At 38.1% G+C, this 14,054-nt stretch carries 11 protein-coding genes; 7 read left to right on the forward strand and 4 right to left on the reverse strand.

From position 1 onward, the window contains the following. Window positions 1–107: 107 nt before the first annotated feature. From glyS to T429_RS0101230, 4 genes are all read right to left on the reverse strand, one after another. Window positions 108–2,330: a glycine--tRNA ligase subunit beta gene (gene glyS, locus T429_RS0101215; RefSeq protein ID WP_005773965.1), complete on the reverse strand. Its 2,223-nt coding sequence runs from the start codon at window positions 2,328–2,330 to the stop codon at window positions 108–110. After that, entirely contained in the window at window positions 2,330–3,271 is a 942-nt protein-coding gene (locus T429_RS0101220; protein WP_005773964.1) for a glycine--tRNA ligase subunit alpha, read from the reverse strand. Before T429_RS0101220 ends, glyS begins: the two co-directional genes overlap by 1 nt. A gap of 97 nt (window positions 3,272–3,368) precedes the next feature. Beyond that, window positions 3,369–5,063 (reverse strand): tetratricopeptide repeat protein, encoded by a 1,695-nt coding sequence (locus T429_RS0101225; protein ID WP_005773963.1) that lies wholly within the window; start codon window positions 5,061–5,063, stop codon window positions 3,369–3,371. Between the two features lie 94 nt (window positions 5,064–5,157). Beyond that, on the reverse strand, window positions 5,158–6,174 hold the full coding sequence (locus T429_RS0101230; protein WP_005773962.1) for a polyprenyl synthetase family protein: 1,017 nt from the start codon (window positions 6,172–6,174) through the stop codon (window positions 5,158–5,160). A 260-nt stretch (window positions 6,175–6,434) separates the two neighbouring features. On the opposite strand from T429_RS0101230, the gene T429_RS0101235 reads away from it, so the two are divergent. The 7 genes from T429_RS0101235 to T429_RS0101270 all read left to right on the forward strand — a co-directional run bounded on the left by T429_RS0101235 (window position 6,435) and on the right by T429_RS0101270 (window position 13,374). Beyond that, window positions 6,435–7,226: a tRNA1(Val) (adenine(37)-N6)-methyltransferase gene (locus T429_RS0101235; RefSeq protein ID WP_005773961.1), complete on the forward strand. Its 792-nt coding sequence runs from the start codon at window positions 6,435–6,437 to the stop codon at window positions 7,224–7,226. Window positions 7,227–7,415: 189 nt separating this feature from the next. Continuing rightward, window positions 7,416–8,261 (forward strand): S49 family peptidase, encoded by an 846-nt coding sequence (locus T429_RS0101240; protein WP_005773960.1) that lies wholly within the window; start codon window positions 7,416–7,418, stop codon window positions 8,259–8,261. 246 nt (window positions 8,262–8,507) lie between these two features. Next, window positions 8,508–9,416 carry a 4-(cytidine 5'-diphospho)-2-C-methyl-D-erythritol kinase gene (locus tag T429_RS0101250; protein ID WP_005773959.1) on the forward strand — a complete coding sequence of 303 codons (909 nt, stop codon included), beginning with the start codon at window positions 8,508–8,510 and terminating at the stop codon, window positions 9,414–9,416. A 274-nt stretch (window positions 9,417–9,690) separates the two neighbouring features. Then, on the forward strand, window positions 9,691–10,332 hold the full coding sequence (locus T429_RS0101255; RefSeq protein ID WP_026500823.1) for a ribonuclease HII: 642 nt from the start codon (window positions 9,691–9,693) through the stop codon (window positions 10,330–10,332). Next, entirely contained in the window at window positions 10,329–11,291 is a 963-nt protein-coding gene (locus T429_RS0101260) for an L-threonylcarbamoyladenylate synthase (RefSeq protein WP_005773956.1), read from the forward strand. The genes T429_RS0101255 and T429_RS0101260 overlap by 4 nt, the downstream gene beginning before the upstream one ends. A 2-nt stretch (window positions 11,292–11,293) precedes the next feature. Further along, window positions 11,294–12,703, forward strand: a complete 1,410-nt coding sequence (locus tag T429_RS0101265; RefSeq protein WP_005773955.1) for an FAD-binding oxidoreductase — start codon at window positions 11,294–11,296, stop codon at window positions 12,701–12,703. 143 nt (window positions 12,704–12,846) lie between these two features. Further along, window positions 12,847–13,374: a DUF6101 family protein gene (locus T429_RS0101270; RefSeq protein WP_005773954.1), complete on the forward strand. Its 528-nt coding sequence runs from the start codon at window positions 12,847–12,849 to the stop codon at window positions 13,372–13,374. Window positions 13,375–14,054 lie beyond the last annotated feature (680 nt).

Consider the following 14,054-nt stretch of genomic DNA (forward strand, 5'->3'; position numbering starts at 1 on the left):
AGAGCAAATTTCACGAGAGAATTCTTTATAATATTCTGAAATATTTATTAATAAAAAAGAAAAAATTCATCTTTATTATTTTTATCAGTTCATAGGACATTTTAGTTTTAAAGGACAAGTTTTGAGAAGTTTGCAACCGCTTGTGTAAGTGTGTGAGTACGTTTGAGAAGAGCTAGGCGGTTCGCACGAACGTTAGGGTTTTTATCGTTTACCAATACTTTTTCAAAAAAGAGATCTATCAATTTTCCAAGCGGCACTAGAATATCAAGTGCAAATGATAAATTTGTTGCATCGATGGGCGCAAGAACTTTTCTTTCCACTTCACAGATTGCATCATAGAGCTGCTTTTCTTCTTTTTCAACAAAGAGCTCAGGATTAATTTCATGCGCTATTGTTGTGTTTTTTTGAAATTCATTTTCAAGAATGTTGGCAGTACGTTTTACAGAGGCTACAAAACTCATTCCATCCTGGGTATTAATAAAAGCGATAAGAGACTCGACATAACGTGCAACCAATAAAAAATCATCAGAATCTTTGTTTAAAACCGCTTCAAGGGCATCATAGCGAGCCCCTTCCTCTTTTAGATGGATTTTTAAACGGTCATGAAAAAAGAATAATAGATCGGATAAAATATACTCTGTTTTTTCTGGAAGAAAATTCTGCAATTGTGGATTTTCTTTTTGAGAGATTTCATATTTATTTTTTTGTTGTACGAAAAGATCCGTTGCCAACTGAAACAGTGGCATAAGATTAATTTTCCAGTCTCGTGAAAGGACAAGCCTAATAATTCCCAAGGCTGCTCGTCTTAATGCATAGGGATCTTTCGAGCCCGTTGGTTTTTCATTAATGAGCCAAAAGCCAACCAGCATGTCAATTTTGTCGGCAAGCATAATGGTTATAGCAAGTGGTTCTTGTGGAAGTCGATCTGTTGGTCCTTGAGGTTTATAATGTTCTTCAATTGCGACAGCTACGCGAGGATCTTCCCCTTGCAGAAGGGCATATTTTTGCCCCATAACCCCTTGTAGTTCAGGAAATTCTCCGACAATTTCCGTTTGCAAATCAGCTTTTGCAAGGATTGCTGCACGCTTTGCTAAAAGAGGATCTGCTTGTATTAAAGGTGCAATTTCTTGGGCGAGTTTAGCGATGCGTTCTACTCTTGCACCTTGCGTCCCTAATTTGGCGTGAAAAGTTACATTCAAATGATCAAGTCGCGCCATTCTTTGATCAAGAGGTTTCTTTATATCAAGATCAAATTTTTTTACAGAAGATTCCAAGTGTTGAATATCGGGCAAATCACGCTGATCTGTTTGCCAAAAATAAAGGGCATCCGAAAGACGGGCACGAACAACCTTACTATTTCCTTTCGAAATTTCTTTGCCTTCATCGTTGGCAAGAATATTAGAAACAAGAATAAAGTGGTGAGAAAGTTTTACCTTTTCTCCTTGTTTACGGGTGACAAAACATTTCTGATTAGCTCGAATGGTCAAGCGAATAATTTCTGGAGGAATATCAAGGAATGATTTATCAAAATCACCCATAAGAATAACAGGCCATTCAACAAGACCCGCAACTTCTTCTAGGAGGAGATTATCTTGAACCAGTTCTAAACCGTTTGCAAAGCAAAGATTTTGGGCATCCGCTAAAATAATATTCTTTCGTCTTTCTGCATCCAGAATCACTTTATGGGTTTCAAGTTGCATCACATAATCATCAAAGCGGCGCACTTGGAATGGCTTTCCGTCGCTTAAGAAACGATGACCATAAGTGAGATTGTTACTTTCAAGAGAACCAATTGTAAAAGGGATAACATGCGTTTCACCAATTTCTGGACCGAAGACACAAAGAATATTTTGTAAAGGTCGAATCCACTTTAGAGCACTACTTTTTGCGGAATCTTTTCCCCAACGCATAGATTTTGGCCACGGAAAGTTGCGAATAATATCTGGTAAAATATCGGCAATAATTTCTTCTGCTGATCTGCCTTTTTTTACAATTTTAGCAACATAAAAATCCCCTTTTTTATCATCATGTCCAATCTGCGCTTCAGAAATATCGTTGAGCCCCGTTGCACGGAGAAAACCATCAATTGCATGCTGTGGTGATTTTGTACTGGGACCTTTGCGTTCCTCATGGATATCTTTTGAGCGTATAGAAAGTCCACGGATATCCAATGTTAGTCGACGGGGGGTCCAATATTCACGAGCAGCTTTATAGGTCAATCCAGCATTCACAAGTTGATCTGTAACGGCTTTTTTAAGATCAGCAGCAGCTTTTCGTTGCATACGTGCAGGGATTTCTTCACTGAAAAGTTCAAGAAGAAGATCAGACATTAGGCTTCTCCAGTATATATTTGTCCAGCTTCTGTGAGTAAGAAGGCTTCCCCACAACGGCGTGCGAGATCACGAACGCGGAGAATATAATTTTGTCGTTCAGTTACAGAAATAACGCCACGTGCTTGTAAAAGATTAAAAATATGACTCGCTTTAATACATTGATCATAGGCAGGAAAAACACAGCGATGGAATGCATTTTCTTTATTGGGTTTTCCAGCATTAAGAAGTGCATTGCATTCGCGTTCAGCATCGATAAAATGTTGGTAGAGCAGTTTCGTATCAGCAAATTCGAAATTATAATATGAATATTCCTGTTCTGCCTGTAGAAAAATATCTCTATAACTTATTTTATTTTCTTTCTCCAAACCATTAAAGTTAAGATCATAGACGTTATCGACCCCTTGGATATACATCGCTAGACGCTCAAGACCATATGTGAGCTCTCCTGAAACTGGGGCGCATTCAATGCCGCAAACTTGTTGAAAATAAGTAAATTGAGAAATTTCCATCCCATCGCACCAACATTCCCATCCAAGTCCCCAAGCGCCAAGGGTTGGGCTTTCCCAGTCATCTTCAACAAAACGAATATCATGTAGTGTTGTATCAAGCCCGATAGCTTGTAGCGACTTTATATAAAGTTCTTGTAGATTGGGCGGAGAGGGCTTGAGAAGCACTTGGAATTGATAATAGTGTTGTAACCGATTTGGATTCTTACCATATCGGCCATCTGTTGGACGCCGAGAGGGTTGGACATAAGCGACTTTCCAAGGTCGCGGACCTAGAGAGCGTAGCGTTGTTGCTGGATGAAAAGTTCCAGCTCCAACTTCCATATCGTAAGGTTGCAAAATTGCGCACCCATAGTGTGCCCAATAATTTTGCAAAGTTAAGATGAGTCCCTGAAAAGAACGTTTAGGGTTAAGATGCTCAGGCAGTTTCACACTTTATACTCTTTAAATATTGAACGACATAGAAAGCAACTAAAGAAATTTTAGTCTCTCTGTTTATTATTTTATGTGGTTTACGGTTAAGCATTGTTTATTGCAAACCAAATTTCAATTTTTCTTGAATTTGTTTAGAATTTTCTGGTTTTCCGTCAATTGCGTGATTCCATTGAAATATTGCTTCACGTTTACGTCCAACTTTCCAATAGGCATCCCCTAAATGATCATTCAATGTTGGGTCTTCAGGTTGTAACCTGACGGCATTTTCCAATATTTGGACTGCTTTGTTGTATTCTTTTAGTTTATAATAAGCCCATCCTAAAGAATCGAGAATATGACTGTTGTGAGCTTGCAAAGCAGAGGCTTTTTGCAGCATATGGAGTGATTCTTCAAGCTTCTCACCTCTCTCTACAAGCGAATAGGCTAAATAGTTTAGAACCTGCGGTTGGTTTGGAAAAAATTCAAGGGCTTTTCGCAAATCAATTTCTGCTTTCGTCCACTGTTTTAAACGTTCAAAAGCAATACCACGTTGATAAAAAAGTTTCCAATCGTCCTGCTGAAAGTTGTTTATCTGAGCAATAGCATAGTCTAGAGTTTGAATAGCTTCAAGAAACTTATGATCCTGCATATAAAAAGCAACGAGCGTTATCAAAATGTTACGATCATTGGGAAATTTTTTATTTAATAATGTCAATAGTTTTATTGCTTCTTTATAATTGTTGTTATTGGCAAGAAGAAATGCAAGATGAATTTGTCCATCTTTATAATAAGGAGATTTAGGGGATAACGCGCGATAAAGTTTGATGGCTTGATAAGGATCATCCAATTTAGCAGAAATATGTGCGAGCTGAAATAGCGTTGCGTCATTTTGAGGATATAAGGCGAAAGATAATTGTTTGAAAATACGTGCAATGTGTCCTGAATTTTTGTGGTTGAGAGCTGTTCCAAAATTATACAACACCTCGGCTGCTCCTTGTTGAGGTGTTTTAATCAACCTTTCTAAGAAAGTATTTTTTTCAATTTTTTCTCGAAAGTTTTTGAAAACCTCTCGAGTTGACAACATTTGTTCGCCATGCAGGATTGTCTGAAGAGCTTGTTTACGCATATTATGGCGCAACTGGAATGAAGCATAGGCTGTAATAATACGTTCATAGGTATTAGGAGCGATAAGGGTGCCCTGTTTGTTATTCAGTGCTTTAATAAAATATTTTTTTGCATCCTGTGGTCGTTCTGCAAGGTCGCTCATAAGTGCTAGATGATAAGATATAAAAAGCTCATACCAGACAGGACCTTTGAGCTTTTTAAGATCAGCAATTGCTTGAGATTTTTGTCCAGATCCAAATGTAATCCAAGCACCGATGAGTTCAGGTATTGGGTTATTGGCTGTGGGAGGTTCTTTTAATTGTAGAAGAAGCTTGGCATTCTTATAGTCTTTTTTAATGAGACTTTCTATTGACAACGTTAAGGAAACAAAGGGAGTTATAACATCTTTTTCTTTGAGTTTTTTAGCTTGTTGCACAGCTTCTTTAAAGTCTCCGACTGAGAGCATAGCTTCAAGGAGCTCTTTTTGTGTTTCAATGTTATCAGGTTGATAAACAAGTGCCTGTTTAAAATAATTGATCGCAAGATCTGTTTTATTTTCATGATTTGCAACTCTTCCAGCTAAATAAGCACCTGTAAATGAACTTGTATGAGTCGGCGTGTTTATTTTACTGTAAGTAGGGGATGGCATCAGCATAATACCCACGATAAAGAAGATAAAAAGTCGGGATACCGTTGCAGAGCACATGGAGCTAATCCTTTTTAAGATAATCAATCGATTGTATCGTTTATAAATCATATCTCATTACTTTTTTAAGAAATACTGCGATTCTTGCAAAGAATCAGTTTACGCGGGCAATGCAAAACTCAACAGTTTCAACGAGAGCATTGTAAGCAAGATTTTTATTCATGGGAATAAGAGCATTAATTGCCTGTGTTCCATAGATGCGTGCTTGTTCTATGGTATCTGTGATACTATTATATTTCTCCATTAAGTGTTGCGCGTGTACAAAGGCTTCGTCATTGCTATTGCCACCTTCAAGGGCTTCTTTCCAGAAAGCTTTTTCGCCCATATCCCCACGCTCATATGCGAGAATCACAGGCATTGTAATCTTTCCTTCCCTAAAATCGTCCCCTATATTTTTTCCTAAGTTTTGAGCACTTCCGCTATAGTCAAGTGCATCATCAATCAATTGGAAAGCTAATCCTAAAGATGTTCCATAGTCACGTAATGCAGAACGCTCTTTATTTCCATAACCAGCAACAATGGGGCCTACTTCAGCTGCTGCCGAAAAAAGTGCTGCTGTTTTTGCATTGATGATTTTGAGATAGTCTGAAGGGCTGGTTTTGATATTTTTTGCGGCAGAAAGTTGCATAACTTCTCCTTCAGCAATAATTGCAGCAGCGTTTGCTAGGACAGAGAGCGCTTCTATAGAGCCAACATCAACCATCATTTTAAAAGCTTGTCCTAATAGGAAATCTCCAACAAGGACACTTGCTTGATTTCCCCAAATCATTCGTGCTGTAGATTTTCCGCGTCGTAAATCACTTTCATCAATTACATCATCGTGTAACAAAGTCGCTGTGTGCATAAATTCAACGGCTGTTGCAAGTCTTATATGCCCGTCATGTTGATAGCCGAACATATGAGCAGCAGCTAATGTGATCATTGGGCGTAACCGCTTTCCTCCTGATGAAATAAGGTGATTGGAAATTTCAGGAATCATTTCAACTTCTGATTTTGCCATAGAGAGGATAAATTGATTGACGCGCTCCATATCATCTTTTGTAAGATGAATCAGAGATTGGAGGGATATTTGATTATTTTGTGTTTGATCTAGTTTTGTGGCTACACTCACAATATGTTGACTCCCAGAGTATTGCAATGGACATCTATGAATTCTATATTTCTTAAATATTAGCATAAAGGGGGTTTTGTTTTGACTCAAGCCTTTGATGTTGCTTTAAAGTGCAAACTTTGAATGATCTGTGCAAGAATATATTTTAAAAGCTTGTATAATATTGTTTCTATGAGGGGTAAGGAAAAAATTTGCAACAGCTTTATTTGAAGCGTCATTGATAAGAAAAGTCGAGTTTATAATGAACATTAGGCTTTTAAATGGATAAAACAACGAATCAGAGTGATGAAACAATAGACAGTTTTCATCGCGGGAAATTTTATTTGGTTCAACCCCATAAACATGGTCATCGTTCTGGAATGGATGCTATGTTATTAGCCAGCTTGGTTCCCACTGATTTAAAGGGAACGGTTGTTGATTTAGGGGCGGGAGCTGGAGCAGCAGGGTTGGCTGTTGCTTCGCGTTGTTCACAAGTTCATGTTACATTGGTGGAACGCTCATCTTTTATGGTATCTTATGCACAAAAAACACTTATGCTAAAGCAAAATAAGAAACTTGCTGAGCGAGTTTGTTTGTTAAAAGCAGATGTTAGCCTCAAAGGGAATGCTCGTGTAAAAGCAGGTTTGATAGATAATAGCTTTGATTTTGCCATTATGAATCCACCTTTTAACAATCCTGTGGATCGCAAAACACCTGATGAACAGAAGTCTGATGCACATGTTATGCCTGAAGCGATGTTTGATCATTGGTTTCGAAGTGCGGCAGCCATCGTTAAACCAAGTGGATATTTAGGGCTCATTGCACGTCCACAGTCACTAATGGATATCTTACATGCTCTAGAAGGCCGCTTTGGGAGTATCTGTATCATTCCCATTCATGCACGTGCATCAACTCCGGCAATTCGTCTTTTATTTTACGCAAAACGGGGGAGCAGAGCAGCTTTATCGATTTTACCAGCGTTGGTTATACATGAAGATGAAGGACATGCTTTTTCACCACGGATTGATGTAATTAATAATGGATGTATAAGTTTGTGGGAACTTTTAAAATGATATCTTGTATTTTCTAGTTTATTATTTAAGTTTAGATCTAGCTTTTAACTGTTTAAGGATATTTAATTTTGGGTGAATTGGGATTTGAGTTTATGTTTTGGAGTTATTTAAGCACTTTTGTGTTTAGTTATGCTCTTCCTTTTTTACTACCTTGCCTTTTCCCCTAGTTTATAAGAAGGTTTTATTTTGATGGACATGATCAAAAATCTTATTCCACGCCGTTTTTCTTCCAATAAACTTGAAATTCCTGTTGTTCGCCTTAAAGGGGCAATTATGGATTCATCGTCTATATCTCGTACGCTTTCCCTCAGTAGATGTGCCAATCTTTTAGAAAAGGCTTTTGCGTACAAAAAAGCACCGGCTGTTGCAATTGTTATTAATTCTCCTGGTGGTTCTCCAGTGCAATCACGTTTTATTTTCAAGCGTATCCGCGATTTAGCAGAAGAAAACAATAAAAAAGTTCTTGTTTTTATTGAAGATATCGCAGCATCTGGTGGTTATATGATTGCTTGTGCGGGAGATGAAATTTTTGCAGATCCTTCTTCGATTGTTGGTTCCATTGGGGTGGTTTCAGCTTCCTTTGGTTTTCCGGAACTTTTGAAGAAAATTGGTGTGGAACGTCGCGTTTACACAGCAGGAAAGAACAAGGTTACACTAGATCCATTTCAGCCTGAAAAAAAAGCTGATATTGAGCATTTGAAATCTCTTCAACTTGAAGTTCATCAAACTTTTATTGATTTGGTAAAAGAACGGCGTGCAGCGAAATTATCAAGTGATCCAGATATTTTTACAGGAATGTTTTGGAGTGGAAAGAAAGGCGTTGAACTTGGTCTGATTGACGGGTTGAATGATGTACGCTCTGTTATTAAGGAACGCTTTGGTAATGATGCAAAAATTCGACTTATTACGCCGCCTAAAAGTTTTTTAGGGCTTAAAACGCCTTCAGGAGTGACTGCTCATACAGTTTATACGGCTGTTGATAGTGCATTGATGGCAGCAGAAGAGCGAGCACTTTGGCAGCGTTATGGTTTGTGATAAAAAGGAACATTCAAGCAAAAGGGCTTTTTATCTAAAAACAGACATTAGAAGAAAGAAGCTTGAAATGATACGAATGAGAATATGTTGTTTATGTTTATTTTGTATGATGTTTCTTCATAGTATTTATTGTTTATTTAGAAAAACATTGAGAATGTTTCGAACGGTTTATAGGGCTGATGCTAAAAGTGTGAATAAAAGGGAGATAATTGTAAAAGATTCCTGTAAAAGTGAATATTATGTCATATGACATCGGATGTACAAGCTTCATTTCAAAGACATTCTTATGTGTTTACACCCATTAAATTAAATTTAGCTCTGCATGTGGTAGGGCAACGTGCTGATGGTTATCATTTAATAGAAAGTTTGGTTTATTTTAGTCTCAGCGGTGATTGTCTACACTATGCGCCTTGTGAAAGTGACCAGTTTATTTTAACGGGACCGTTTGCAAAAGAACTTGTATCTCATTCAGACAATTTGGTTATTCGCGCACAGAATTTTATGCATAAGACTTTCCCTGAAAGGGCTCAACCTGCTTTTTTTCGACTTGTAAAAACACTTCCGATTGCTTCAGGCATTGGTGGTGGCTCAGGTGATGCCGCAGGGGTTATCAGCATATTGCGTCAACAATGGAATCTTGATTGTTCTTGTGAAAAATTAGCAAAAATGAGTTTAGTCCTTGGTGCTGATGTTCCTATGTGTCTTTATGCATTGGAATATCAGCAGCCACTTTTAGTTAAAGGGATTGGTCAAGAGATTATACGACTAAAAGAAGCTTGTTCTCTTGCAATAGTATTGGTTAATCATGGACAGGAGGTTTCAACACAAGCTGTTTTTAAAGCGTTAGACAAGCGCCATCATCCTCCTTTAAAAATTGATCCAGTCGCTTTAAAGAGCGTTGATTCATTGGTTGAAGCTTTACAAGAAACGCGTAATGACCTTTTTTCCCCTGCGTTGAAAATAGCCCCTCAATTAACACAAGTGTTATCTATATTAGATGAATGTGGCTCTCTTTTTTCTCGTATGTCTGGAACGGGGGCAACTTGTTTTGGTATTTTTAAAAATCAACAAGCAGCACAACAGGCAGCTCTTTTTATCAAATCAATGCACCCAAATTGGTTTGTAAAACCGATCATGACTTTGGGAACGATTTGAGAAATAAAAACTTCTATTTTACCCTGATTCTATTATAGATAATGAAGAGGAGACTAAACAAATCTATTTTTTTAGATAAAATAAATACATACTAGAATAAGCTTTTAGAAGAGAAAATGGACGTTAGGATACTCTTTTATTTCACATTTTATTTCTATCTTTTGTGCAAGAATTCATGCAATATTTGAAGAGCTATTTAAAACTGTAATGCTTGCAAAAAATAAGCAGGTTACAGAAATATATGGGTGTTTGTTGTATTTGTGATTTATCAAAGATGTTTAATTTGCCGCTTCAGCCAAACTTTTCATATGAATTGGATTTGCAAAACCAAGGTTTTTTGCATATAGCAGGGGTTGATGAAGTAGGACGGGGACCTCTTGCTGGGCCTGTAGTAACAGCAGCAGTCATCTTGGATAAAAATCATATTCCTGAAGGGTTAAATGATTCAAAAAAGCTTTCCTTTCTTCAACGCAGTAAACTTTATCATCAAATTTTGCAAAGTGCCTTAGCCGTTTCAGTCGCTAGTCTTTGCGCCCGTACAATTGATCAATCTGATATTAGAAAAGCAACTTTGGAAGCAATGCGTCGCTGTATTACAGGATTAGCTGTTCCAGTTCATTATATCCTTGTTGATGGACGTGATATTCCCTCTCGGCTATCCTGTCCCGCAACGGCATTGATTAAGGGCGATCAGCGTTCCGTCTCAATTGCAGCTGCATCTATTATTGCGAAAGTAACGCGTGATCGGATGATGGAATGTGCTGGACAAGTTTACAAAGGGTATGGTTTTGAGAAGCATGTAGGGTATGGAACACTAGCTCATCGTACAGCTCTTGATAAAAAGGGACCAATTGTAGGATTACATCGTTATAGTTTTGCGCCACTCAAAGAGCGTTATAGGAATGATGTGTCATGACGATTCGACCACTTAATAGCGTTTCGATAAAAGAAGCAATAGCGCTCCTTGAACAAGGAAAGTTAGTAGCGGTACCAACGGAAACTGTTTATGGATTAGCGGGCGATGCAACCAATGGCAGGGCACTCTCTTCTATTTTTTCTACAAAAAAGCGTCCGCAATTTAACCCTCTTATTGCACATGTCAACGGTATCGAAATGGCGGAGCGCTATGTTGAAATTGATTTTCTTTCACGCCAACTCATGGAAGCCTTTTGGCCCGGTCCTTTGACATTGGTTTTACCCTTAAAAGCACAACATGATATCCATCCTTTAACGACTGCTGGTTTAAATACATTAGCTATTCGTTTTCCAGACAGTCGTTTTGCTGACATTGTTCAATGTTTTGGCCGTCCACTTGCGGCTCCTAGTGCGAATCAATCGGGGCGTCTTAGTCCTACTTCGGCTGAGGCTGTTTTTGCATCTTTGGGGGAATCTGTTCCTTTGATATTGGATGGAGGACCAACTAGAATAGGGCTTGAATCAACGATTATTAAGGTTTGTGGTGAAAATATTTATCTTTTGCGTCCAGGGGGGCTTGCAACTGATAAAATTGAAGAAGTTTTGGGGAAGTCGCTAAAACGGATAGATCAAAGGGCGGCGATTGAAGCTCCAGGGATGTTAAAGTCACATTATGCTCCCAATGCCGCGATTCGTTTGAATGTAGAAAAGGTAGAAAATGATGAAGCGCTTTTAGCGTTTGGTCCAAAGCGCGTTATGGGGGCTGAAAATGCCCTTTTTAATTTAAACCTTAGCGAGGAAGGAAAGTTGGAAGAGGCAGCCTCTCATTTATTCCAATACATGAAGGAATTGGATTCATTGAAAGTGAGATGTATTGCCGTAGAACCTATTCCATCATATGGATTAGGGGAGGCTATCAATGATCGTCTTATACGGGCTGCAGCTCCAAGGGAGAAATGAATATGGAGCAGGAATTAATTGAGAGGTTCAGAGAGATTGTTGGGACCAAGTATGCTATAACAGATCAGGCATTGATTGCACCATATTTGCTTGAAGAGCGAGGGCTTTTTCATGGCAAAACGCCCTTACTTTTACGTCCATCTTCACCGCAAGAAATTTCATTGATCATGCAGTTAGCGAGCCAAACACGCACACCAATCGTACCTCAGGGTGGAAACACAGGGCTTGTGGGGGGGCAACAACCAGATGAAAGAGGAGAGAGCATTCTTTTATCTGTGGAGCGGTTAAATAAGATGAGAGCGATAAATCTTGAGGGGAATTTTGTTGTTGTAGAAGCTGGTGTTATTTTACAGGATTTACAAAAAAAAGTAGATGAATCAGGTCGTTTTTTCCCTCTTTCTTTGGCATCTGAAGGTTCTTGCCAAATAGGAGGAAATCTTTCGTCAAATGCCGGAGGGACTGCTGTTTTAGCTTATGGCAATATGCGTGATCTTTGCCTTGGTTTAGAAGTTGTTTTACCGGATGGTCGTCTTTTGGATGATTTGCGCTTTGTTAAAAAAGACAATAGCGGGTATGATTTGAAAAATCTTTTTATTGGTGCAGAAGGTACATTAGGCGTTATAACTGCAGCTGTTTTGAAGATTTTTCCAAAAATAAAAGGAAAAGCCGTTGCTTTGGTGGGGTTACATAGTCCAGAAAAGGCTCTTGAATTTTTATCTCTGGCTCAAGAATATGGAGGAGGAATGGTGACGGGCTTTGAGCTCATGGGAAATCTCAGTTTGCAAATGGCTTTAGAGTATAAGATGTGTGAGAAGTCTCCTTTTCAGCAGAAACATGGATGGTATGTATTAATGGACATTTCATCGTTGCAAGGCAATGATGAAGCATTGTCCGTGTTGAGTATTATTTTAGAAAAGGCTTTAAAGAGGGCGGTGATAGAAGATGCAATTGTTGCGCAATCTTTAAAACAGCAAGATTTCTTCTGGCAATTGCGCGAAGCTATATCACCAGCACAGAAGTTAGCGGGAGGATCAATTAAGCACGATATTGCAGTACCACTTGCTTCCATTCCTGATTTTATTGCTGAAGCAGCACTTATTGTTGAAGATATTGCTCCAGGGGCGCAGGTGGTTTGTTTTGGACATATGGGAGATGGAAATTTGCATTATAATGTTACACAACCGATAGGCGCTGATACGACAGCATTTTTGCAGTTATGGTCAAAAATGAATCATCGCATTCATAGGTTAGTGATGGACTATCAAGGTGCATTTTCTGCTGAGCATGGAATTGGTCAGCTTAAGCGCGAAGAACTTCTTTCTTTTAAATCGCCTGTCGCATTGGATATTATGCGAGGAATAAAAAAAACACTCGATCCTTTAGGGATCATGAATCCTGGAAAAGTATTATAATTCAAAAATGCTGATCTATATTTTTGTTTAGGTTTTAATAACCAAAAAAGAAACAAGTTGTTTTTTATTTAAACTTTTAATAATCCAATGAGAAAAAGTTGCTAAAAGGTGTATGTTATTTAAGATAAATTGGGACACTGTATATGGCTAATCAAGGCTTTAATCAGGCAAAAGCGGTGCTTGAATTTCGGTTGGATCCGTGCCATTTGCCACAAACGACGTCGTATTTTTCATCCAAAACGGGTAATAAGGTCATTTGTTCGTTAAATGAACGCGGTGTTTTTTTTAAAACGGATAAACCTTCAAGCGTATCGCATTTAGTCCCCCCTTATCATTTCAAAGGAATTGCAGCACGTACTGTAAAAACACGTTCAGGAGAAAGAGCTGTTGCATTAGAGTTACTTCATGCAGATGAAGAATCTTGTATTCCACTTTTGGTTTCTAGAGATTTGAATAATGTTCTTCTGGATTGGCGATTATGGGCGGATACTTATGGTCTTCCCATGCTTATGATTGATGAAGATAATCGCATTGTGGTTGTAAAAGATCGTTCTGATTTACATCGATTTTTTTGTACAACGCCGCATTCTAAACACAAGCGTTTTTTACTCCGTTATAGAAATCCATTAGGTTTGCGTTTGGTAATTGCAAATAGAATTGCACTTCAGTAACATTCATGTGCATTCATTTTTATGCGACCATAAGCATCGATCTTATTGGGATGTAAATGCGGTTCTTTAGCGCGGTGATAAAGACATGCGAGCTTCACACATGCGGTGTTTTTAGCGGATGAGGTGAATATTCTTCAATTTGTTTATCGATCCTTACACCAGTAAAGCACATAAGGGGAAGACAAGGGGAACCAACTCCATAAGAAATCTGACTGTTTAGAGATCGATTCTGGCAGGAAGCTTCGTTTTTTAAGGCAAAGAGGAAGCCAAGGATTGTAAATAAGAGTTTTTTTGACAGCACATATTGGTAGCAGGAATCAATTATATTCAATGCTTTTTGTTGATGATGTAATTTTTGGTTTTGCTATATCGTTAAAGCACACGCAGATTATTGAGAGTGTCTTTTTACTTTCTTTTTTATAAAGCAAGTTATTGATTTATAAAATAGTGATCATTTTGTCATAGTGAATGAGAGTGACGAATATAATATTCTCATTTCATTTTTTTCTTCTAATCAAAATCATTGTCTTGCACGTTACCAGGAAGGGATGCTCATGTGGATGAAGACTATAAAAAAAGCAAAAACTCTTTGATAAATTTTCTATATAACAAAAGTTATGGGTAAGATTGGGTGTTTTATACAATGATGGTATCGGTTTTTGCCTTTATTCAATAAAGAT

Origin of the sequence: Bartonella elizabethae F9251 = ATCC 49927, assembly GCF_000518165.1 — a bacterium.
GTDB lineage: Bacteria > Pseudomonadota > Alphaproteobacteria > Rhizobiales > Rhizobiaceae > Bartonella > Bartonella elizabethae.

Coding starts and splice junctions, on each gene's coding strand:
- glyS (WP_005773965.1), bottom strand. CDS start 2,330: ATGTCTGATCTTCTTCTTGAACTTTTCAGTGAAGAAATCCCTGCACGT.
- T429_RS0101255 (WP_026500823.1), top strand. CDS start 9,691: ATGTTTAATTTGCCGCTTCAGCCAAACTTTTCATATGAATTGGATTTG.
- T429_RS0101235 (WP_005773961.1), top strand. CDS start 6,435: ATGGATAAAACAACGAATCAGAGTGATGAAACAATAGACAGTTTTCAT.
- T429_RS0101270 (WP_005773954.1), top strand. CDS start 12,847: ATGGCTAATCAAGGCTTTAATCAGGCAAAAGCGGTGCTTGAATTTCGG.
- T429_RS0101250 (WP_005773959.1), top strand. CDS start 8,508: ATGACATCGGATGTACAAGCTTCATTTCAAAGACATTCTTATGTGTTT.
- T429_RS0101225 (WP_005773963.1), bottom strand. CDS start 5,063: ATGTGCTCTGCAACGGTATCCCGACTTTTTATCTTCTTTATCGTGGGT.
- T429_RS0101260 (WP_005773956.1), top strand. CDS start 10,329: ATGACGATTCGACCACTTAATAGCGTTTCGATAAAAGAAGCAATAGCG.
- T429_RS0101240 (WP_005773960.1), top strand. CDS start 7,416: ATGGACATGATCAAAAATCTTATTCCACGCCGTTTTTCTTCCAATAAA.
- T429_RS0101265 (WP_005773955.1), top strand. CDS start 11,294: ATGGAGCAGGAATTAATTGAGAGGTTCAGAGAGATTGTTGGGACCAAG.